The sequence below is a fragment of the Cellulosimicrobium sp. PMB13 genome (assembly GCF_051294865.1).
Classification (GTDB): domain Bacteria; phylum Actinomycetota; class Actinomycetes; order Actinomycetales; family Cellulomonadaceae; genus Cellulosimicrobium.
Map to the genome: position 1 here is coordinate 2,459,823 of NZ_CP145910.1, position 21,167 is coordinate 2,480,989.

Consider the following 21,167-nt stretch of genomic DNA (forward strand, 5'->3'; position numbering starts at 1 on the left):
CTCGTTGGACCCTCCGACAGCACTTCGCCCTGCGGGTCGCCGGTCTCCCTTGGCGAGCGATGGACGGCATCCAGACGCCCGCAGCGACGCGGTGGGCGGAGGACGTGCTGGACGCGGAGGACAACCTCTCGGCCGAGTCCGCCCAGCTGGCCGACCTGCTCCATCAGGTGATCGGCGGGCTCGCCGACGACGCCCTGCGCCGGCGGCTCCTCCTGGCCCGACGGCAGGTGTTCAACAACGTGCTGCCGAACGACCTCGACGCCCTGCGGGGGGCGCTCGAGGAGCTGCGCCCGGACGCCGCGGCGAGGCTGGGCGCGTGGGCGGTCCGCCGTCGTGCCCTCGCGCAGATCGCGGCCGACGGCGAGCCGGTGCTCACCGCGGACACCGAGGCCGCCCGTTCCCGACTTCTCGAGCTGGCCGACGACCCGACCCTGCGGCGCGGTATCCAGCTCGCGTCACCGGCGCTGGACCAGCAGCTGGTCACGATGGCTGCGCCGGGTTCGAGGCGACCGACGGCGAAGCGGCTGCGCAAGGTCGAGCGGTCGCTCCTGTCCTACCTGGCGCGCACGGCCTGCAAGACGAGCCCGTTCTCGACGATGACGGGTGTGGCCGCCGGCGAGCTGAGCGCGCACGCGGAGCCTGCCCGGGACGTCCCCGGGCCGGCGCGCAGCTACGCGCGCATCAACGTCACGGTCATCACCCGGCTCGCCGACGCCGTCCTGGCAGACCTCGGCCGTCGCGCCGACCTCGAGGTGACGCTCAGCCCCGGCTGGCGGGACGACGGCGAGCGGCTGAGGTATGTGCGTCACTGGATGACCGCGGGCGACGACGAGGCCTCGGTGAGCTTCGACTCGATCCGCGACGGTCTGTACTTCCTGCGCCGCAGCGGCACGCTGGACGCTCTCACCGGGTACCTCAACGCCCGCTCGGCGGCGACGGGGCGCGAGATCGTCACGTGGCTCCACGAGCGCACGGACGCGGAGCCGGAGCAGTGCGAGCAGTACCTCACGATCCTGCTCGACCTCGGGATGCTCGCCCTGCCGGGCTTCCAGACGCTCGTCCACACGCCGGAGCCGCTGCGTGGGCTCCAGCGGGCGCTCGAACGCGTGGGCACCGACTGGGCGGAGGAGGTCGCCGCGGACCTGGACGGGCCGATCTCCCTCGTGGCGGAGTTCCCCGTCGCCGGCCTGGACCGCCGTCGCGAGATCCTGGCCGCGCTGCGCGAGCTGCTGTTCGACATCATCGACGGTCTCGGCGGGGAGCGGTCGCTGCCCCGCACGATCCTCTACGAGGACGTGCGCCTCGGTGACCGTCTCGTGACGAACGCCGCGCACCCGTGGCGCGACGCGTTCGGCACGGACCTCGAGGCGGTCGAGCGGCTGATCCCGGCATACGACGTGTCGTTCGCGCACCGCCTGATGCTGCTCGGGTTCTTCGTCGCTCGGTTCGGCCGCGGCGGTCGGGCGGACGACCTGCTCCGCGTGGTCGAGGACTTCCACGAGGACCTGTACGACCAGTACTCGTCCTACACGGCGGACCGCCGCATGTGGGACGGCGAGGAGTACGTCCCGGAGGAGAACTGGCTCGGGCGCCACGAGCTGGGAGTGGTCGACGACGTCCGACGGCGTCTGTCCGCGCACGTGCGCGACGTCACAGACGGCGGGGGGCCAGAGGTGTTCCTCGATCCGGCGGTGGTCGGTCAGGTCGGTGACGAGCTCGACGCCATCACCGCAGGACCGCGACCCCTGGGGCACTTCGCCCAGGTGGTCGGCACCGACGACAGGATGCTCGTCCTCAACCAGTCGTTCGGCGGCCCGTCGTTCCCGTTCAGCCGGTTCACGCAGGCGTTCGACGGCCTCGCCGACGGTCCGCTGTCCCGCACGCTGCGCGCTGCGGCGGGCGGGCACCTTCCCGAGGGCGCCGTGTTCGCCGAGGTCACGGGAGGACCGGCGACGTCGAACCTCAACCTCCACAGCCGACTGACCGACTACGTCATCGTCTGCCCGGGGGAGTCGAGCGACGCGCCGTCCGACGAGCAGATCCCGCTCGACGACCTGTACCTGGTGCACGACGCCCGGCGGGACCGGTTGGTGCTGCGTTCGCGACGTCTCGAGCGCGAGGTCGTCCCCGTCTACAACGGCTACCTCGTGCCGATGGCGCTGCCGCAGGTGGCTCGCACCCTGCTCCTGCTCTCACCCACGCTCATGGTGCGCTTCGACATCTGGGGCGGCGTGCCCCGGACGGTGACGGAGGACGGGGTGTCGACGCGCCCGCGGGTGCGGCTCGGCTCCGTGGTCCTGTCCCGTCGTAGCTGGGCGGCGACCGCCGCAGACCTCCCGCTGCGCACCCCGGGCCAGTCGGACGCCGACTGGTTCCTCGGCTGGCACCGCTGGCGCCGGCGGCACGACGTCCCGCTGCAGACCTTCGTGACGGTCTATCCCGTCGAGCGCAAGGGCGCCGCGTCGCCGAAACCGCAGTACCTCGACCTCGCGAGCGTGCTCTCGCTCCAGGCGTTCGAGGCGATGATCACCGATCCGGCCGACAAGGCCGTCGTGGCAGAGATGCTCCCCGGTCCGGACGACCTCACGTTCCGGTCGGAATCGGGCCAGGGGCACGTCACGGAGATCGCGCTGGAGACGTTCCGCACGGACGACCCCCACCAGGACGGAGAAGGACGATGACCGACGGCAGGGGCGACTGGCTCGCCATCCACATCTTCTACGCGGCGAACCCGCAGCCCTTGCTGACGGAGTGCGTCGAGCCGTTGGTCAAGGAGCTCGACGCCGAGGGGCTGACGGCCGGCCACTTCTTCATCAACTACTGGCTCGAGGGCGCCCACGTGCGCCTGCGGCTCAGGCCCGCCACCCCGGCGGACGAGCCGGAGGTGCGCGCCCGCGCCGAGCGCGCGATCCAGGCGTACCTCGACCGACGCCCCGCGCTCTACCAGATGGGTCACGGGTATCTCGGGGAGCTCTTCGACATCCTCTTCGAGCTGGAGTTCCCGCAGGGCCGCCCGGAGGACCTGATCGGCGACGACGGCCGGATGATCCTGCAGCCGAACAACTCGTTCCAGTACCGCGACTACGAGCCCGAGCACGGCAAGTACGGGGGACCGGCCGGGATCGAGCTGGCCGAGTGGCACTTCAAGCACTCGAGCAGCATGGTCCTCGACGTCCTGCGGACGACGAACGCGCACCTGCGCACGGTCCTGCTCGGGACGGCGGCACAGCTCATGATCGTGATGGCCGGGACGTTCCTGCCCGACCGCGCGGACCTGGCCGACTTCCTGGAGCAGTACCACCACTTCTGGCACCGGGCGTTCTCCGGGACGGACCTCGTGGGGACGTCCGAGTACGAGCGCATGTACGAGCCGGTGGCCGGCGAGCTCTCTGCCCGTCTCCAGTCGGTGCTCAGCGCGGTCGAGTCGGGCGACCTCGACGAGCTGCCCACGGTGCTGCGCGGCTGGGCCGAGCACGCGAAGGAGCTGCGCGAGCGGGTCGTGGAGCTCGCCGGGTCGGGCTCGCTGGTCTTCAAGACCTGGGACGGCACGACGGACGTCGTCCAGACCGATCCCGCCAAGGCCCTGACGACGCTGCTGTCCCCGTACCTGCACATGACCAACAACCGGCTGCACGTCACGCTGCGCGACGAGGCCTACCTGTCGTACCTCATGTTCCGCGTCCTGCGCGAGGAGCCGGCGGTGTCGGCGACATGAGGACGACCGAGCTGCTCGACGCCACCCCACGGCTTCGACCTGGGCTGCTCGTGTCTCGTGCCCTGACGCGTGGGGCCTCGACGATGTACGTCGTCAAGGACCGTGCGAACGGCAGAGCGTTCGAGGTGCCCGAGAAGGAGCACTTCGTGCTGACGCGTCTCGACGGCGTGCGCACGCTGGGCGACATCGGCGACGAGTACGCGGCGACGTACGGCCGACGGCTCGGCGAGCCGCACTGGGAGCGGCTGCTGTGGCTGCTCGGGACGAGGTCGTTGCTCGACACCGGCTCGCCACAGGCCCAGGACCCGCCGTCCACGCCCACGAGGGCTCTCGCGATGCTGGACGCGATGGCGGCCGCGGCGGGCGCGGTCGTGAACCGCCGCGTGCTGGCCGGCGCCCTGGCGCTGCTCGGCATCACGTTCGTGGCGGTGCTGGTGGACCTGCCGAGACTGTTGCCGACGGCGCGCGACGTGCTCGACCACCCGGAACAGGTCGTGGCGGTCGTCGTCCTGCTGTGGGTGTCGGAGGCTGCCCACGAGCTCGCCCACGGCGTCGTGGCGCGGCACTACGGCTGCACGGTGACCAAGGTCAACGTCGCGCTCCTGCGGTGCGTCGTCGAGGACTACCTCTACCTGCCGTCCCGCGGCGCGCAGGTGCTGATCGCGGCGGCCGGGGTGATCGTGAACGCCGCGTTCCTCGTGCCGTTCGCCGTCGTCTGGTTCGTCGCACCGGGAAGCCCGTTCGTCGCGGCGTTCCTGGTGGGCGGCGCCGCGCTGACGGTGCTCAGCCTGCTCCCGCTCCCGCCGTGGGACGGGTACAAGATCGTGGTCCACGCGCTGGGGTCGGTCAGCCTCGCCACCGAGAGCCAGCGCTACGTCTACGGGATCGGGCGGCGGATCCGCCGCCCGGAGCTGCGGTACCCGCGTGCCGCCGCCGTGCACCTCGCCTCGTACGCCGTCGTGTGGTTCGCCCTCGTCGCCCTCGTGATCACGGGCGTGGTCGTGGGCGCGGGCGGTCTCCTGAGCAGGGCGATGGGGCCGGCGGGTCAAGGCATCGTCATCGCGGTCGTCGTACTGGTCGTCGCCGGGTGGCTCGCCCAGCCGGCTCTCAACAAGAACAAGAGGAGTACGTCATGAGTACAGCCATCGACGTGGTGGGACTGCACAAGTCCTACGGGGACGTGCACGCCGTCGACGGGATCTCGCTCCGTGTCGCCACCGGTGAGTTCCTGGGGATCCTCGGCCCGAACGGTGCCGGGAAGACGACGCTCATCGAGGTCGTCGAGGGGCTCCGGGAGCCCGACGCGGGCACGGTGCGCGTGCTCGGCGAGGACCCCCACCCCCGCAACCGCGCCCTGCTGCCACGGATCGGCGTCCAGACGCAGTCGTCGGCGTTCTTCACCCGCCTGACCGCGCGCGAGCACCTGCGGACGATGGCGGCGCTCTACGGGTTGGGCGACCGTGAGGCCGACGCTGCTCTCGAGCGCGTGTCGCTGGTCGAGAAGGCCGACGCGCGGGTCAACAAGCTCTCGGGCGGCCAGCGGCAGCGTCTGGCGATCGCGTCCGCGCTCGTCCACGACCCCGAGCTGGTCTTCTTCGACGAGCCGACGGCCGCGCTCGACCCGCAGGCGCGCCGCGACCTGTGGCGACTGCTGCTGGAGCTCAAGGGCGACGGCAAGACGATCGTCTACACCACGCACCACCTCGAGGAGGCGGAGACGCTGTGCGACCGCGTCGCCATCGTCTCGGGGGGACGGATCGTCGCGCTGGGCAGCCCGCGCGACCTCATCGGCGAGGCCGACCCGCGCGTCCAGCTCGTCGTCCCGCGCCGACGTCTCGACCGGGACACGGCGGCGACCCTGCCGGGCGTGATCCAGGTCGACGTCGAGGGCGAGGACCTCGTCCTGACGACGGAGGACGCAGGCTCGCTGCTCACCGCCATCAGCGCCGCCGTCGGGCTCGACGGCATCCGCACCCGCACCGCGTCCCTCGAGGACGTCTACCTCGACCTGATCGGAGCCTCGAACGCATGAGCACCTACACCGCACTGACGAAGGCGACGTACAAGGCCAGCGTCCGCGACGTCGCGACGGTCTTCTTCACCTTCGCGTTCCCTCTCGTGTTCCTGATCGTCTTCGGCACGATCTTCAAGGGCGAGGAGGTGGACGGCACCGGCCACGGCTACGTCGACTTCATCGCCTCCGGCGTCCTCGCCTGGGGCATGGCGAGTGCTGCGCTGTTCGGCGTGGCGTTCACGCTGATGCAGTGGCGCAACGACGACCTGCTGCGGCTGATCCGCCTGTCTCCGGCGAACTTCCTCTCGGTCGTCGGGGCGCGGTACACCATCGCGCTGGGCCTCGGTCTCGCGCAGGTCGTGCTGTTCATCGGCATCGCGGTGTCGCCTCTCTTCGGGATGAGGCTGGGACCGAGCCCGTGGCTCGTCGTGCCGGCCGTCGTCGCCGGGGTCACCGCCTTCATGGCGCTCGGCGTGATCATCGGCTCCGTGGCGAACACCCCGGAGGCCGTGGCCGCGATCTCGAACTGCGTCGTCGTGCCGATGGCGTTCCTGTCCGGGTCGTTCCTGCCGCTCGCCATGATGCCCGACTGGCTGCAGACGTTCTCGAAGGTGCTCCCGCTGCGCTACCTCAACGACGCGACGGCCTACTCGTTGGTCGGGTCGGGCGACCTGTCCACCTACCTGGTCGCGCTGGCCGTCCTGGTCGGGTTCAGCGTCCTCGCCCTCGCCGTCGGTGCGAAGGTCTTCCGCTGGACGCGCGACTCATGAGCGTCGCGACCGCCGGGCCGCGGGCCCCGGCCCCGATGCACGACCTGTTCACGGGGGTTCGCGATCAGCTCCGTCGGGCGCTGACGCTGCGGGCGAGCGAGCGGGGCGTCGCCGAGCCGCAGGTGGCGGTCCTCGGCGCCCAGGACGTCCTGACGGCCCCCGATCCCGCCCGCCGTGACGCGACGGTCCACGTCGCCGGGGGAGCGGTCCTCGTCGGGCCGCGTGGCGCCGGCTCGTGCGGGCACTGCCTCGGGACCCGGTGGCAGCGCCTGCGTGCGCGGACGCACCGTGACGCGCTCGAGACGGGGACGGGCCTGACGCCGGTCGGCGAGTGGCCCGTGCTCCCGGCGTACGTCGTCGACGCCGTCTGGCACCTCTACGAGGCCATGATCCTGGCCGACGCGCCGCCGACCCTCGGGGCCTCGGAACCGGCCAGCCGGGAGCTGCCGCTGGTCGCGAGCCTCGACCTGGCGACCCTCGTGGTCCGCAACGTGGCGCTGCTGCCCGACCCGCGGTGCCCGAGCTGCGGGGTGCGGGAGCCCGACGGGCCACGGCAGGCGACGGTGCGCCTGGAAGAGCGGGTGAAGGCGTCGCCGGGTTCGTACCGGCAGCGCGGCCTGGACGACTATCCGTTGCCGGAGTCGGCCCTGGCGAACCCGGTCTGCGGGGCCCTGGGCGCCGGGACGATGATGACCGTCACGTCGCCGACGACCGCTCCCGTCTCGGGCAGCGTGTTCATCCGGGGGTACGGCGGGCTCCTCGACGTGTCGTGGAGCGGTCAGGCGAACTCGTACGCGACGAGCAGGAGGCTCGCGCTGATCGAGGGCCTCGAGCGCTACGCCGGCACGCACCGGCGCCGCAACGCCGAGCCCGTCATGGCGGCGTACACGGATCTCGAGGGATTCGCCCTCGACCCGTCCTCGTGCGGCTTCTACCCGCCGGCCGCCTACGAGGCGGACCCGATGATCGCGCCGTTCTCCGCGTCCGCGGTCATCCCGTGGGTCTGGGGATACTCGCTGCGCGACGAGCGTCCGATCCTGGTGCCCCGCAGGCTCAGCCACTACAGCTCGGGCGCCGAGCACGACAACTTCGTGCTCACCACGTCGAACGGCTGCGCGACGGGCAGCACCCTCGAGGAGGCCGTCCTGCACGGCGTGCTCGAGCTCGTCGAACGGGATGCGTTCCTGGTCGGGTGGTACGGCAACGCGGACCTGCCCGAGATCGACCTGGCGTCCGTCCCGAGCGCCGTCGTGACGGCGATGGCCGACCGGGCAGAGCTGCAGGGCTACCGGGTCCACGCGTTCGACAACCGCATCGACATGCGCATCCCGGCCGTCACGGCGCTCGCCGTGCGATCCGACGGCGGGCTCGGGATGCTGTCGTTCGCGGCAGCCGCGCACTTCGACCCGGTCAGGGCGATCGAGGGCGCGATCGAGGAGGCGCTGACGTACCTCCCGCACCAGGCGAAGACGACGGCGACCCGTCGCAAGGATCTGGAGGCCATGGCGAGGGACTACTCGCTCGTGCAGGGGCTGCCGGACCATGCCGCCCTCTTCGGGCTCCCCGGCATGTCGCGGTTCGCCGACTCGTACCTGCACCCGTCGCGCGTGTCCACCCTGGACGCGCTCTTCCGGGAGTGGGAGGAGGTGCGGCCGCGTTCGCTCGACCTGCGTGACGATCTCCGGGCGTGCCTCGACGAGCTCGCCGACTACGACGTGATCGTCGTCGATCAGACCGCGCCGGAGCAGGAACCGATGGGCCTGCGGACCGTGTGCGTCATCGTGCCGGGCCTGGTGCCGTTCGACTTCGGGTGGACGCGGCAGCGGGCCCTGACGATGCCGCGCACGCGGAGCGCGCTGCAGACGTCCGGTGCGCTGTCGGCCGGCGACCTCAGGCGGGTGCCGCACCCGTTCCCGTGAGCCGAGGCACGTGATGGAGGGGCGCGCTCGCCGAGCGCGCCCCTCGTCGTCTTCCCCTCGGCGGCCCCGCCCGCGACGGCGGCCGCGTGCGTCAGCGGTGCCCGAGCGCACCGACGGCGACGACCAGGGAGTCGATCCCGGTCGCCAGCGTGCGCGGCGCGTCGGGTGCGAAGCGCGGAGAGTGGTTCGGGGGCAGCGACGTGAGCTTCTCGAGCGCCGTCGTCCCGGGTGCCGCGGCCCACTCCCGCGGCCCGACGCAGCCCAGCATCCAGTAGCCGAGCGCGGCCCCGTGCCGGGTGAGGTGGGCGACGTCCTCGGTGGCGAGAGCGGGAGGCCACCACGTGAGACGCTCGGCACCGAAGTGCTCCGCGTGGGCGGACCGTACCGCCGCGGTGACGTCGGCGTCGGGCTGTGTCACGGGGGAGCGCGCGATCTCGACGATCACCGGGTCCTCGGGGCAGCCCGCGCTCGTGCACTGCCCGCGGACGATGGCGCGGACGCGTTCGAGCAGGCGCGCCAGGGTCGACTCGGACACGGCGCGCACGGTCAGCTCGATGGTGGCCGTCTCGGGGATGACGTTGGGCGGGCTGTCCACGCGGAGCCGGCCGACGTTGACGATCACCGGTTCGTTCGGCGACGCCGCGCGGGAGACGACCGTCTGGAGCTGCATGACTACCGAGGCGGCGACGACCGCAGGGTCCACGGTGAGGTGAGGGGTCGCCGCGTGGCCGCCACGCCCCCGGAGCGTCACCCGGAGGGTGGCGCTGCCCGCGAGCATCGGCCCGCCCCCGTGGGCGATCATCCCCGCGGGGAGCGGGACCGAGTGCTGCGCGAGGACGACGTCCGGCTGACCGGTGAGGTCGAACAGCCCGTCCGCGAGCATCGCCGCGGCGCCTTCGAGGGTCTCCTCCGCCGGCTGGCCCACGACGACGAGCCGCCCGCGCCAGGTCGACCTGTCCTGGGCGAGCACGTCCGCGGCACCCGCCAGCGCCGCGAGATGCAGGTCGTGCCCGCAGGCGTGCATCGCCCGGGGCGGCTCGCCGGCCGAGGCCGACGTCGTCGTGCTCGCACCGGCCGGGCCGGCCCCGTCCTGCAGCGGCAGGGCGTCGAGCTCGGCGCGCACGAGGACGGTGGGGCCGCGCCCGTTGTCGAGGACGCCCACGACGCCGTGGCCGCCGATGCCGTGGGTGACGCGGAGCCCGGCGCCGGCCAGGGCGGCCCCGAACCGGCTCGCGGTGCGCTCCTCCTCCCCGGAGAGCTCTGGGTCGGCATGGACGTGCTCGTACAGCTCGAGCGCTCGCGCGTGCGCCGTGGGCAGATCGATGGTCATGCCAGCAGTCAAGGCCGCGGTGCTCACAGCCCGATATCGGGGGGTGGCATCGAGGTGTGAGCGGCACGCGCAGCGGCTCGCGAGCCGGCACCGGTTTCCTTGTCTTCAAGGGGACGGACCCCTGGCAGAGCAGAAGGAGAGCACCATGACCACGAACGACATCGCGAACCTGTCCGGCGAGATCGCCGCTCTCGAGTCGGAGAACTTCGAGATCTCCGACTACGCCGATGCAGCAGAGGCGATCCTCGCCTCGTGCTCCTCGTCGTCGAGCACCTCGACCTGCTCGAGCACGACGTCGACGACGAGCTGCAGCGCCTGAACCACGAGCACGCCGCGTGAGCGGGCCGGGTCGGACGACCCGGCCCGCACGTGTGTCCGCAACCGGCGGCGAGCGTCGCACGACCCGGCCGGCGTGGTCCGTGAATTGCCTAGTGGTGGCACTCTCGTGACCCGACGGGATAGGGTTCGCGCGGTGTGACTGCGACGTCAAGGGGGCCAGGTTGCTGAGTGGCACTGCTGCGAGGTTGTTCTTCTACGCGACGACGAACCCGGGCTGGACCGTCGAGTCCGCCTCGGTCGACCTCGGTGTTCGTGTCGTCGATGTCGAGGCCGCGAAGCAGGCGCTGTGCGAGCTGCGTCTGCTGACCCCGATCCACGCCGGGAGCGACGAGCTCGTCGCCGCCGCCCCGGACGTCGCCCTCGCGTCGCTGGTCGATCCCGACGAGCGACGCATCCAGGAGCTGCGGGCGTCGGTCGCGAGCCGGCGCCGGGCCCTCATGGCCCTGCTGCCCGCCTACCGGGAGGCGCGCGAGAGTGCCGTGGCGACCGAACGGGTCGAGGTGGTCGAGGATCCGGAGACCGTCATGAGCCTGCTCATGGACGTCGGTCGCCGGGTGACCGACGAGGTCCTCATCGCGCTGCCGGGCCGGAACACGAGCGTGGAGCGCGCCGAGGAGTCCAACGAGAAGGACCGGCAGCTGCTCGAGCAGGGCATCGCGCGCCGGACGCTCTACCAGCACCGCCGTCGTGACCACGTGCCGACCCAGCGGACGGTGATCGAGCTCGAGCCGCTCGGCGCGCAGTTCCGCACGCTGCCCGTCATCCCCTTCCGGATGCTGGCGTTCGACCGCAAGATGGCGCTCGTCGCACGCCAGCGTGACGCCTCGGACCGGGCCGCGCTCGTCTTCCGGGACCCGGACGTCGTCTCGACGTTCGTCGTCCTGTTCGACACGGCCTGGGAGTTCGCGCTGCCGTTCCACGCCTCAGGGGCCGGCGAGGAGGAGGGCGACGACTCCAGCGGCCTCAGCGAGCTGCAGAGGGCCATCCTGGCAGGCCTGCACCGCGGACTGACCGACGAGGTGCTCGCGAGCCGGCTCGGCATCAGCGTGCGTACCTGTCGTCGGCACATCGCGTGCCTGTTCGATCTGCTGGGGGCCGAGAGCCGGTTCCAGGCGGGCGTGCTCGCGGCGGCCCGCGGGTGGGTCAGGCTGACCACCGACACGCGACCGGTGGCGCAGCGTCGCACCTGAGGCTCGCCGGCCGAACCGGGACCGCCTGACACAATGTCCCGCGTGACGCACGCGAGCATCGACCACCAGGCCACCCGCATCGTCGTCGTCGGAGGGGGGCCGGGCGGCTACGAGGCCGCGCTGGTCGCCCGACGGCTCGGTGCGGACGTCACCGTCGTGGAGCGGCAAGGACTCGGCGGTGCGGCCGTGCTGACCGACGTCGTCCCGTCGAAGACGCTCATCGCGACGGCCGACTGGATGACCATCGCCGAGCGCGCCGCCGACCTCGGCATCCGCCTCCCCGTAGACACCGCCAAGGCGCAGCACCCGGCGATGCGCCGCCACATCGTCGACCTCGACGCCGTCAACACGCGTGTCATGGCGCTCGCGGCCGCGCAGTCTGCGGACATCCGCGCGCGCCTCGAGCGCGAGGGCGTGCGCGTCGTCACCGGTACGGGCCGGCTCGACGGGCCGTCCCGCGTCGTGGTCGAGGGTGCGGTGGGACCGGGCGGTGGTGACGGTCGTGACGGTACGGACGTCACCCTCGACGCCGACGTCGTCCTCCTCGCGCTGGGCTCCACGCCGCGCACGCTGCCCACCGCGCAGCCGGACGGCGAGCGCATCCTCACGTGGACGCAGCTCTACCGCCTCACGGAGCTGCCCGAGCGGCTGATCGTCGTCGGCTCGGGCGTCACCGGCGCCGAGTTCGCGGGCGCGTACAACGCGCTCGGCTCGGACGTCGTGCTCGTGTCGAGCCGTGACCGTGTGCTCCCCGGTGAGGACGCCGACGCGGCCGAGCTCCTCGAGGGCGTCTTCCGGTCCCGCGGCATGACCGTCATGTCGCGCTCGCGGGCCGAGTCCGCGGTCCGCACGGACGACGGCGTCGAGGTGACGCTCGCCGACGGGCGCGTGATCACCGGCTCGCACGTGCTGCTCGCCGTGGGGTCGATCCCCTCGACGCAGGGCCTCGGCCTGGAGGAGGCCGGCGTGCGCCTCGCGCCGAGCGGACACGTCGTCGTCGACAAGGTGTCCCGCACGTCGGTGCGCGGGGTCTACGCGGCGGGCGACTGCACGGGCGTCCTGCCGCTCGCGTCCGTCGCGGCGATGCAGGGGCGCGTCGCGATGTCGCACGCGCTCGGCGACGCCGTCGCGCCGATCAAGCTGCGCACGGTCGCGGCGAACATCTTCACGGCGCCCGAGATCGCGACCGTCGGGTACAGCGAGGAGCAGCTCAAGGCGCAGGGCAGCAAGTACGTCACGACGACGCTCCCGCTCGCGCGCAACCCGCGCGCGAAGATGCTCGGCATGCGCGACGGCTTCGTCAAGCTCTTCGCGCACCCGGAGGCCGGTGTCGTGCTCGGCGGCGTCATCGTGGCGCCGCGCGCGAGCGAGCTGATCTTCCCCATCACGCTCGCGGTGTCCCACCGGCTCACGGTGGACGACGTCGCGTCTGACTTCACGGTGTACCCGTCGCTCACGGGGTCGATCGCCGAGGTGGCGCGCATGCTGCACCAGCGCGAGGACTGAGCCCACCGCGACGGCCGAGGCTGCGGCCGGAGGGGGCGCGCGCTACAGCGTCGCCTCGGCCCGCAGCGTCCCGTCCGCGTAGGCGAGGTCGGTGATCTCCAGGCCGGGCAGCGTCCCGGCGAGCCCGGCGGCGAGGAGCGCCTGCACGTCGAGCGCGACCCGCGCGTCGGGCAGGACGCGGACCGCGTCCCCGGGCAGGCCCTTGGCGCGGAGCGCGCCCTGGAGCGGGCCCTCGGCCATGCCGAGCAGCTTGTGCGCGGGAAGCCCGGCGGCGCTCGCCTCGACGGCGACGACGGCCGTCCCCGCGACGAACGACTCGACGCGCAGCGTCCCGCGGACGACGGGGACCAGCCGTGCCGCGAGGCGCAGGGCCGACGGCGGGTCCGGCACCTCGCGCAGGTCCACGACGACGCGCACGTCGTCACCCTCGCCGGTCACCGAGCGCACGAACGGGGGCAGCGCCCCGGACGCACGCGCGAGGTCGACGGCCTCGGTCACGGTCAGCTCGATACGCACCGGCCGACCCTAACCCGACCGGAGCGCGCTCGCGGGAGCGAGGACCGGCGTCCGTCACCCAGCCGTGGCGCGCACCTCGGTGAGCAGCGGGCGGTGGTCGGACGCCGTGACGTCGAGCACCTCGAACGAGCGGAACGTCACGGGCGCGGACCCGAAGACCCAGTCGATGCGGTGCGCCGGGGCGAGGGCCGGTGACGTGAGGGCGGCCGGGTCGCCCGCGGCGTCCTGGCCGCTCTCCAGGCCCTGGTCCTCGAGGAGCACGATCTCGTCCCAGCCGGGCTCGGCGTTGAGGTCGCCGGCGAGGACGTACGCGCCCTCCACCGGTTCGGCGGCGAGCAGCGCGTCGAGCTGGTCGAGGCGTGTGGGCGTGCTCTCCTCGCGGTGCTGGAGGTGGACCGACGTGACGCGCACGGGCACGCCGCCCGCGTCCACGGTCGCGGAGATCGCGGACCGCTGCTGCGGGCCGGCGCCGAACGGCAGCGCGTGGCGCTCGACGTCGGCGAGCTCGCCGAGCGCGGGGTCCCAGAGGAGGACGTCGACGAACTGCCGGTCGGCGGCGGGGGCGGCGACGAACCGCATGCCGGTCTCGCGCGCGAGGTAGGACGCCATGTCGGTGCCGCCGCCGAGCACCCAGCCGCGCGAGACCTCCTGGAGCGCGACGACGTCGGCCCCCGAGGCCTCGATCGTCGCCACTATCTCGTCGAGGCGGACCCCCGGGTCGGCGCTCACGCCGTAGTGCAGGTTCCAGTCCAGCACGCGCAGGGTCCCGGGCGGACGGTCGGCGGTGGCGCCCGTCGCGGGGGCGAGCACCTGCGTCGTCCCCACGAGCGCCAGCACGGCGACGGCACCCGCGACCGCGACGGGGACGACAGGTCCTGCGGACGACGTGCTCCCCGCACGTGCCGTGCGGTGCGCGGTCACGACGGCGACGACCGCGAGGACCGCGGCCGCACCGACGGGCACCCACCCGTTGCGGAACGGGAGCGGCACGTCGTAGTCGATCTGGTAGCCGAGGATCGGGAGCGCGACGCCCAGCCCGGCGAGCGTGGACGCGCCCGCGAGGCGCAACCACGTGACGTCGTGCGCGGGGCGGTCGAGGCCGAGCGCGAGGGTGGCCGCGGAGGCGGGCACGAGGAGCGTGAGGAGCGCGACGAGCGCCCAGCCCCCGACGACGCCGGGTCCGTCGAGGCGCGGGACGGCGAGGAAGGCGACCGCGACACCACCGACGAGCAGCACCGGCGGGCCCCAGACGGCCAGGAGCCCCCGACCGCCACGCCCCCGTGGAGCACCACGCGGTCCCGGAGCGCCACCGACGCCTCGGGCGGCGCGCACGACCCGGGGTACAGCCCAGGCCGCCACGAGCGCGGCGGCGACGAGCGCCGCGACGGTGGCGGCGAGCGGCACGCCGGACTGGGAGGCGACGAACGCCGGGTTCGCGAGCGCCTGCACGACGAGCGCGAGGAACGGGCCGAGCAGCCAGAGCCCCCGTGCTCCCGGCCACGCGGCGCGGCCCCGCACGACCCACGCGCACGCGAGCGCCCCCAGCCCGACGGCGACGGTGAGGCCCCAGGCCAGGGGCCCGCTGCGCCAGTAGGCGTCCCACGTGCCGAGGACCGCGCTCAGCGCCGCGGCGAGCAGGGCGCCGAGCGTCACGCCGAGGGCGACGAGACCGCCGCGTGCGCGGTCGGCCGGGGGAGCGTCACCGGGGTCCGGGCTGCCCGCGAGGGGTGCTCCGCCCGTCGTGATCGCGTCGTCGACGGGGTAGGAGCGCGTCCCGCTCGCGAACGCGGCGACGATCACGAGGGTGGCGATGCCCAGGGCGACCGTCGCGAGCCCGACGCCGTAGCGCACGAGGCCGAGGCCCAGGCCCGAGTCGATCGCGGCGCCGAGGCCCTGCAGCGCGAGCCGCGCGACCACGAGGGCGCAGACGGCGAGGAGCACGACCTTGCCCGTGATCTCGAGCCGGGCCGCCATCATCACGACGAGGACGCCCGGGGCGGCGTACGTCACGAGCGCCGTGAGCGCGACGGTCGTGATCCCCGCGGCGAACGCGTGGTCCAGGAGCGGCCCGCTCGACCGGACCAGCTCGACGACGAGCGCCGTGACGAGCACGAGCAGGACGAGGACGGCCGTGCCCGGCGCACCGGGCCCGCCCGCGGTGTCGCCCGTCGGGGGCGGGGGAGCCTGCGGCGTCGCGCTCACGGGTCCGAAGGTACCGGGGCCGGGTCGGCCGCGCGACGCCCGACGGCGCGCCTGCTCGCGCCGCCCGGTGCCTCGGTGTGATCCGTGCCACACTGGGTGATCGGCTGCGACGGCGCGCCACCACCTCGGCGCGCGAGGAGGCGACGATGGGTCGGACCACGCGAACGGCAGGCGCTCGGGGGCCCGAGCGTGCCGCGAGCAGCTCGGCCGTGCTGGGCGGCACGGCCCACGACGACGCGGCGCACGACGGCACCGCGACCGGGACGACGGCGAACCGTCCGGGTGACGGCGCCGGGTCGTCGGGCTCTCCGGGGCCGGCCCGCGTCGTCGGGCACTGGGTCGGTGGCGCGCTGCGCACGGACGCCGTACGGCACGCCCCGGTGCACGACCCCGCCCGCGGGACCGTCTCGGGACGGGTGGCGCTCGCGTCGGCCGAGGACGTCGACGCCGCGGTCGCGGCCGCCCGCGAGGCGTTCCCGGCCTGGCGGGCGACGAGCGTCTCCCGCCGCGTCGAGATCCTCTTCGCGTTCCACCAGCTCCTCGTCGAGCACCGGGACGAGATCGCCGCGATCGTGAGCGCCGAGCACGGGAAGGTGCTCTCCGACGCCGCGGGCGAGGTGGCCCGCGCGCTCGAGTGCGTGGAGTTCGCGTGCGGCATCGGCCAGCTCCTCAAGGGCGGGTACACCGAGCAGGCGTCCGCGGGCGTCGACGTGCACGAGGTGAAGCAGCCGCTCGGAGTCGTCGCGTGCATCACGCCGTTCAACTTCCCGGCCATGGTGCCGCTGTGGATGATCCCGAACGCGATCGCGTGCGGGAACACGGTCGTGCTCAAGCCGAGCGAGCGCGACCCCTCGGCGTCGCTCGTCGTCGCGAGGCTGCTCCAGGAGGCGGGGCTGCCCGACGGCGTGGTGAACGTCGTGCAGGGTGACCGCGTGGCCGTCGAGCGGCTGCTCGAGCACCCCGACGTCGAGGCCGTGAGCTTCGTCGGGTCGACTCCCGTCGCGCGCAACGTCTACGAGACCGCGACGCGGCACGGCAAGCGGGTCCAGGCGCTCGGCGGCGCGAAGAACCACATGGTCGTGCTGCCCGACGCCGACGTGGACGTCGCGGCCGACGCGGCCGTCTCCGCGGCGTACGGCTCGGCGGGCGAGCGGTGCATGGCCGTCTCGGTGCTCGTCGCCGTCGGCGCGGTGGCCGACCCCCTGGTCGAGGCGATCCGGGAGCGCGTGGCGCGGCTCGTCGTCGGGCCCGGTGACGACCCGGCCTCGCAGTTGGGCCCGCTCATCACCGCGGAGCACCGCGACCGCGTCGCCGCGCGCGTGGCGACGGCCGAGGCGGAGGGGGCGACGCTCGTCGTCGACGGTCGTACGACACCGGTCCGCGGGGCCGGCGACGACTCGGGCACCGCCGATCGTGCGGACGACCTGGCGGCGGGCTTCTTCCTGCACCCCACGCTCGTGGACCACGTGCGGCCCGAGCACACGGTCTACCGCGAGGAGATCTTCGGGCCCGTGCTGTCCGTCGTCCGCGCCGACACCTACGACGAGGCCGTGGGGCTCGTCAACGACAACCCGTACGGCAACGGCGCGGCGATCTTCACGCGCGACGGCGGCGCGGCCCGCGCGTTCGAGGTCGACGCGCGCGCGGGCATGATCGGCGTGAACGTCCCCATCCCCGTGCCCGTCGGCTACTACTCGTTCGGCGGGTGGAAGAGCTCGCTGTTCGGCGACCTGCACGTCTACGGGCCCGAGAGCGTGCAGTTCTACACGCGGACGAAGGTCGTCACGACGCGCTGGCCCGACCCCGCGACGTCGGCGGTCGACCTCGGCTTCCCCCGGACGCGGTGACGCGACCGGACGACCCGACCACGACGACCGGACGAGAGGAGGACGCGTGACGACGGAGGACCTCGCGCGGGGGGTGACGGCGCGGCCCGCCTCGCGCACGCGCGCGGACGACCGGTTCGTGTTCCACTCCTGGTCGGCGCAGGGGGCGATCTCCCCGCTGCCCGTCGCGGGCGGCGAGGGCGCCTGGTTCTGGGACGAGGACGGCAACCGCTACCTCGACTTCGCGTCCCAGCTCGTCAACCTCAACCTGGGCCACCAGCACCCGCGGCTCGTCGCCGCGATCCAGGCGCAGGCCGCGCGGCTCGCGACGGTCGGCCCGACATTCGCCAACGACGTCCGGGGCGAGCTCGCCCGGCTGATCGTCGAGCGAGCGCCGGGCGCGGCGGGCTCGCCGGGCGGCGACGCGTCGGACGACCGTCCGTGGCGCGTGTTCTTCACGAACGGCGGTGCGGACGCCGTCGAGAACGCGGTGCGGCTCGCACGCCTGCACACGGGACGCGCCAAGGTGCTCTCCGCGTACCGGTCGTACCACGGGAACACCGGCACGGCGATCACCCTCACCGGCGACCCGCGGCGCTGGCCGAACGAGGTCGCGCCCGACCCGCAGGTGCGCCACTTCCTCGGCCCCTACACCTACCGCTCGGCGTTCGGCGCGCACGACGACGCCGAGGAGGGGGAGCGCGCGCTCGCGCACCTGCGCGAGATCGTGACCCTCGAAGGGCCCGGGACGATCGCCGCGATCCTGCTCGAGACGATCGTCGGGACGAACGGCGTGCTCGTCCCGCCCGACGGCTACCTCGCGGGCGTGCGCGCGCTGTGCGACGAGCACGGGATCCTGCTGGTCGCCGACGAGGTGATGGTCGGCTTCGGCCGGGTCGGGGAGTGGTTCGCGATCGACCGGTGGGGCGTCGTGCCCGACCTCGTGACCTTCGCCAAGGGCGTCAACTCCGGGTACGTGCCGCTCGGCGGCGTCCTCATCGCGGAGCACGTCGCGCGGACGTTCGACGACCGCGTGTTCCCGGGCGGGCTCACCTACTCCGGTCACCCGCTGGCGTGCGCCGTCGCGGTCGAGTCGATCCGCACGTTCGAGGACGACGGGATCCTCGAGCGGGTCCGCCGCCTCGGCGACGACCTGATCGGGCCGCGGCTGCGCGAGATCGCCGCCCGGCACCCGTCCGTCGGCGAGGTGCGCGGGCTCGGCTTCTTCTGGGCGGTCGAGCTCGTGCGGGACCGGACGACGCGCGAGCCCTTCGTCCCGTTCAACGCGAGCGGACCCGCCGCCGCGCCGATGGCGGCGGTCGTCGCCGCGGTCAAGGAGCGCGGCGTGTGGCCGTTCGTCCACTTCAACCGCCTGCACGTCGCGCCACCGCTCGTCACGTCCGCGGACGACCTCGAGCACGGCCTCGCCGCGATCGACGCGGCGCTCGACGTCGCCGACGACCACATCGGGAAGCCCAGGACGAAGGAGGGGTCATGACCACCGTGCGCGCCGCACTCACGCAGGTCCGCTGGACCGGCGACAAGGAGTCGATGATCGACGTCCACGAGAAGCACCTGCGCGACGCCGCCGACCAGGGCGCGCGGCTCGTGTGCTTCCAGGAGCTATTCTACGGCCCGTACTTCTGCCAGGTGCAGGACGCCGCGTACTACGCGTACGCGGAGTCCGTCCCCGGGCCGACGGTCGAGCGGTTCTCGGCGCTCGCGGCCGAGCTCGGGACCGTCGTCGTGCTGCCGGTGTACGAGGAGGAGCAGCCCGGCGTCCTCTACAACACGGCGGCCGTGATCGACGCCGACGGGCGCTACCTCGGCAAGTACCGCAAGACGCACATCCCGCACGTGCGCGGGTTCTGGGAGAAGTTCTACTTCCGGCCCGGCAACCTCGGGTACCCGGTGTTCGACACCGCCGTGGGGCGCGTCGGCGTCTACATCTGCTACGACCGGCACTTCCCCGAGGGCTGGCGCGCGCTCGGGCTGAACGGCGCGGAGATCGTGCTCAACCCCAGCGCGACGAGCCGCGGGCTGTCGAACTACCTGTGGCGGCTCGAGCAGCCCGCCGCGGCGGTCGCGAACGAGTACTACGTCGGCGCGATCAACCGCGTGGGCGTCGAGGAGCTCGGCGACGACGACTTCTACGGCACGTCGTACTTCGTCGACCCCGAGGGCTCGTTCGTCGGGGACCCGGCCGACTCCTACGAGGAGGAGCTCGTCGTGCGGGACCTGGACCTCGACCTGCTCCGGGTCGTGCGTGACCGCTGGCAGTTCTACCGCGACCGCCGGCCCGACGCCTACGACGACCTCACCCGGCCGTGACGCGTCACGCCGGCGACGACCGCACGGCCGCACCGACCCGCACCGCTCGAGAGGAGACCACGCGATGCCGCACACGCTGATCCGCGGAGGGACCGTCGTCGGGCCCACGGGCTCGACGCTCGCCGACGTGCTCGTCGACGGCGAGCAGGTCGCCGCGCTGCTGCGGCCCGGGGACACGAGCCTCGGCGCGGACCTCGCCGCGAACGCGGAGCGCGTGGTCGACGCGACGGGCAAGTACGTCATCCCGGGCGCCGTCGACTGCCACACGCACATGGAGCTGCCGTTCGGAGGGACGGCAGCCTCGGACACGTTCGAGACCGGGACACGCGCCGCTGCCTGGGGCGGCACGACGACGATCGTCGACTTCGCGGTCCAGCGCACCGGGGAGCGCGTCCAGGACGGCCTCGCAGCGTGGCACGAGAAGGCGGCCGGGCAGTGCGCCGTCGACTACGGCTTCCACCAGATCCTCGGCGGCGTCGACGACGACGCGCTCAAGGCGATGGACGAGCTCGTCGGCGAGGGGATCACGAGCTTCAAGCTCTTCATGGCCTACCCGGGCGTGTTCTACAGCGACGACGGGCAGATCCTGCGCGCGATGCAGAAGGCGCGCGACAACGGGTCGGTGGTCATGATGCACGCCGAGAACGGCATCGCGATCGACGTGCTCGTGCGCCAGGCGCTCGACCGCGGCGACACCGCGCCGTACTTCCACGGCACGACACGACCGTGGGAGACCGAGGAGGAGGCGACGCACCGCGCGATCATGCTCGCGCGGCTGACCGGCGCGCCGCTGTACGTCGTGCACATGTCGGCGAAGCAGGCCGTCGAGACGCTCGCGCGGGCCCGCGACGAGGGCCTCACCGTGTTCGGCGAGACGTGCCCGCAGTACCTCTACCTGTCGCTCGAGGAGCAGCTCGGGGCGCGCAGCGAGGAGTGGGGTGACTTCGAGGGCGCGAAGTGGGTGTGCTCGACGCCGCTGCGCTCGCGCGCCGAGGGCCACCAGGACGAGCTGTGGCGGTCCCTGCGCACGGGGGACCTGTCGGCCGTGAGCACCGACCACTGCCCGTTCTGCATGAAGGAGCAGAAGGAGCTCGGCCGCGGAGACTTCTCGAAGATCCCCAACGGGATCGGTGGCGTCGAGCACCGGCTGAACCTGCTCTACCAGGGCGTCGTGGACGGGCGGATCACGCGCGAGCGGTGGGTCGAGCTGTGCTGCACGACGCCGGCGCGCATGTTCGGCCTCGACGGCCGCAAGGGCGTGCTCGCGCCGGGCGCGGACGCCGACGTCGTCGTCTACGACCCGGCCGGGCACACGTCGATCGGGTACGACAAGACCCACCACATGAGCATGGACCACTCCGCGTGGGAGGGGTACGAGATCGACGGGCACGTCGACGTCGTCATGTCGCGCGGCCGCGTGCTCGTCGAGGACGGCGCGTACCACGGGAGTCCCGGTCACGGTCGGTTCCTCAAGCGCGGGCTGTCGGCGTACCTGCGCTGAGGGAGGAG

The 21,167-nt window shown here is 73.2% G+C and carries 16 protein-coding genes; 13 read left to right on the forward strand and 3 right to left on the reverse strand.

The genetic code is table 11. The annotated features are described in order from the left end of the window. The first annotated feature begins 59 nt into the window (after positions 1–59). Genes V5D56_RS11060 through V5D56_RS11085 form a run of 6 tightly spaced genes read left to right on the forward strand, consistent with a single transcriptional unit; the run spans position 60 to position 8,418 of the window. Complete coding sequence (locus tag V5D56_RS11060) at positions 60–2,681, forward strand: lantibiotic dehydratase (protein ID WP_435735398.1); 2,622 nt, start codon at positions 60–62, stop codon at positions 2,679–2,681. After that, the gene (locus V5D56_RS11065) at positions 2,678–3,715 is read left to right on the forward strand and encodes a lantibiotic dehydratase C-terminal domain-containing protein (protein WP_435735399.1); all 1,038 of its coding nucleotides are present in this window, start codon (positions 2,678–2,680) and stop codon (positions 3,713–3,715) included. The genes V5D56_RS11060 and V5D56_RS11065 overlap by 4 nt, the downstream gene beginning before the upstream one ends. Beyond that, positions 3,712–4,851 (forward strand): M50 family metallopeptidase, encoded by a 1,140-nt coding sequence (locus V5D56_RS11070; RefSeq protein ID WP_435735400.1) that lies wholly within the window; start codon positions 3,712–3,714, stop codon positions 4,849–4,851. Before V5D56_RS11065 ends, V5D56_RS11070 begins: the two co-directional genes overlap by 4 nt. Beyond that, positions 4,848–5,747, forward strand: a complete 900-nt coding sequence (locus V5D56_RS11075) for an ABC transporter ATP-binding protein (protein WP_435735401.1) — start codon at positions 4,848–4,850, stop codon at positions 5,745–5,747. The genes V5D56_RS11070 and V5D56_RS11075 overlap by 4 nt, the downstream gene beginning before the upstream one ends. Beyond that, on the forward strand, positions 5,744–6,499 hold the full coding sequence (locus V5D56_RS11080; protein ID WP_435735402.1) for an ABC transporter permease: 756 nt from the start codon (positions 5,744–5,746) through the stop codon (positions 6,497–6,499). The genes V5D56_RS11075 and V5D56_RS11080 overlap by 4 nt, the downstream gene beginning before the upstream one ends. Beyond that, entirely contained in the window at positions 6,496–8,418 is a 1,923-nt protein-coding gene (locus tag V5D56_RS11085; RefSeq protein ID WP_435735403.1) for a TOMM precursor leader peptide-binding protein, read from the forward strand. Before V5D56_RS11080 ends, V5D56_RS11085 begins: the two co-directional genes overlap by 4 nt. A 91-nt stretch (positions 8,419–8,509) precedes the next feature. Here V5D56_RS11085 and V5D56_RS11090 read toward each other — a convergent pair whose 3' ends face one another. Next, positions 8,510–9,748, reverse strand: a complete 1,239-nt coding sequence (locus tag V5D56_RS11090; RefSeq protein WP_435735404.1) for an amidohydrolase — start codon at positions 9,746–9,748, stop codon at positions 8,510–8,512. A gap of 145 nt (positions 9,749–9,893) precedes the next feature. Between V5D56_RS11090 and V5D56_RS11095 the strand changes: the two genes are divergently transcribed. From V5D56_RS11095 to V5D56_RS11105, 3 genes are all read left to right on the forward strand, one after another. Beyond that, positions 9,894–10,067 carry a thiazolylpeptide-type bacteriocin gene (locus V5D56_RS11095; RefSeq protein WP_435735405.1) on the forward strand — a complete coding sequence of 58 codons (174 nt, stop codon included), beginning with the start codon at positions 9,894–9,896 and terminating at the stop codon, positions 10,065–10,067. A 205-nt stretch (positions 10,068–10,272) separates the two neighbouring features. Then, positions 10,273–11,277, forward strand: coding sequence for a helix-turn-helix transcriptional regulator (locus V5D56_RS11100; protein ID WP_435735406.1), 1,005 nt, complete (start codon positions 10,273–10,275; stop codon positions 11,275–11,277). 33 nt (positions 11,278–11,310) lie between these two features. Then, the gene (locus V5D56_RS11105) at positions 11,311–12,783 is read left to right on the forward strand and encodes an NAD(P)H-quinone dehydrogenase (RefSeq protein ID WP_435735407.1); all 1,473 of its coding nucleotides are present in this window, start codon (positions 11,311–11,313) and stop codon (positions 12,781–12,783) included. Between the two features lie 42 nt (positions 12,784–12,825). On the opposite strand, the gene V5D56_RS11110 is transcribed toward V5D56_RS11105, so the two are convergent. Then, the gene (locus V5D56_RS11110; protein WP_435735408.1) at positions 12,826–13,299 is read right to left on the reverse strand and encodes a hypothetical protein; all 474 of its coding nucleotides are present in this window, start codon (positions 13,297–13,299) and stop codon (positions 12,826–12,828) included. A 54-nt stretch (positions 13,300–13,353) separates the two neighbouring features. Next, a complete protein-coding gene (locus tag V5D56_RS11115) occupies positions 13,354–15,501 on the reverse strand; it encodes an endonuclease/exonuclease/phosphatase family protein (protein ID WP_435735409.1) in 2,148 nt (715 codons plus the stop codon). A 146-nt stretch (positions 15,502–15,647) separates the two neighbouring features. Here V5D56_RS11115 and V5D56_RS11120 point away from each other — a divergent pair, with 146 nt between their 5' ends. From V5D56_RS11120 to hydA, 4 genes are all read left to right on the forward strand, one after another. After that, positions 15,648–17,348 (forward strand): CoA-acylating methylmalonate-semialdehyde dehydrogenase, encoded by a 1,701-nt coding sequence (locus tag V5D56_RS11120; protein WP_435735410.1) that lies wholly within the window; start codon positions 15,648–15,650, stop codon positions 17,346–17,348. 46 nt (positions 17,349–17,394) lie between these two features. After that, positions 17,395–18,825, forward strand: a complete 1,431-nt coding sequence (locus V5D56_RS11125) for an aspartate aminotransferase family protein (protein WP_435735411.1) — start codon at positions 17,395–17,397, stop codon at positions 18,823–18,825. Beyond that, entirely contained in the window at positions 18,822–19,658 is an 837-nt protein-coding gene (locus V5D56_RS11130) for a nitrilase-related carbon-nitrogen hydrolase (protein WP_435735412.1), read from the forward strand. Before V5D56_RS11125 ends, V5D56_RS11130 begins: the two co-directional genes overlap by 4 nt. Positions 19,659–19,722: 64 nt before the next feature. Beyond that, positions 19,723–21,159, forward strand: a complete 1,437-nt coding sequence (gene hydA / locus V5D56_RS11135) for a dihydropyrimidinase (RefSeq protein WP_435735413.1) — start codon at positions 19,723–19,725, stop codon at positions 21,157–21,159. Positions 21,160–21,167 lie beyond the last annotated feature (8 nt).

Bases quoted from the DNA above. Each gene is read 5' to 3' on its own strand.
- V5D56_RS11060 (WP_435735398.1), top strand. From the start codon at position 60: ATGGACGGCATCCAGACGCCCGCAGCGACGCGGTGGGCGGAGGACGTG.
- V5D56_RS11065 (WP_435735399.1), top strand. From the start codon at position 2,678: ATGACCGACGGCAGGGGCGACTGGCTCGCCATCCACATCTTCTACGCG.
- V5D56_RS11070 (WP_435735400.1), top strand. From the start codon at position 3,712: ATGAGGACGACCGAGCTGCTCGACGCCACCCCACGGCTTCGACCTGGG.
- V5D56_RS11075 (WP_435735401.1), top strand. From the start codon at position 4,848: ATGAGTACAGCCATCGACGTGGTGGGACTGCACAAGTCCTACGGGGAC.
- V5D56_RS11080 (WP_435735402.1), top strand. From the start codon at position 5,744: ATGAGCACCTACACCGCACTGACGAAGGCGACGTACAAGGCCAGCGTC.
- V5D56_RS11085 (WP_435735403.1), top strand. From the start codon at position 6,496: ATGAGCGTCGCGACCGCCGGGCCGCGGGCCCCGGCCCCGATGCACGAC.
- V5D56_RS11090 (WP_435735404.1), bottom strand. From the start codon at position 9,748: ATGACCATCGATCTGCCCACGGCGCACGCGCGAGCGCTCGAGCTGTAC.
- V5D56_RS11095 (WP_435735405.1), top strand. From the start codon at position 9,894: ATGACCACGAACGACATCGCGAACCTGTCCGGCGAGATCGCCGCTCTC.
- V5D56_RS11105 (WP_435735407.1), top strand. From the start codon at position 11,311: ATGTCCCGCGTGACGCACGCGAGCATCGACCACCAGGCCACCCGCATC.
- V5D56_RS11120 (WP_435735410.1), top strand. From the start codon at position 15,648: ATGGGTCGGACCACGCGAACGGCAGGCGCTCGGGGGCCCGAGCGTGCC.
- V5D56_RS11130 (WP_435735412.1), top strand. From the start codon at position 18,822: ATGACCACCGTGCGCGCCGCACTCACGCAGGTCCGCTGGACCGGCGAC.
- hydA (WP_435735413.1), top strand. From the start codon at position 19,723: ATGCCGCACACGCTGATCCGCGGAGGGACCGTCGTCGGGCCCACGGGC.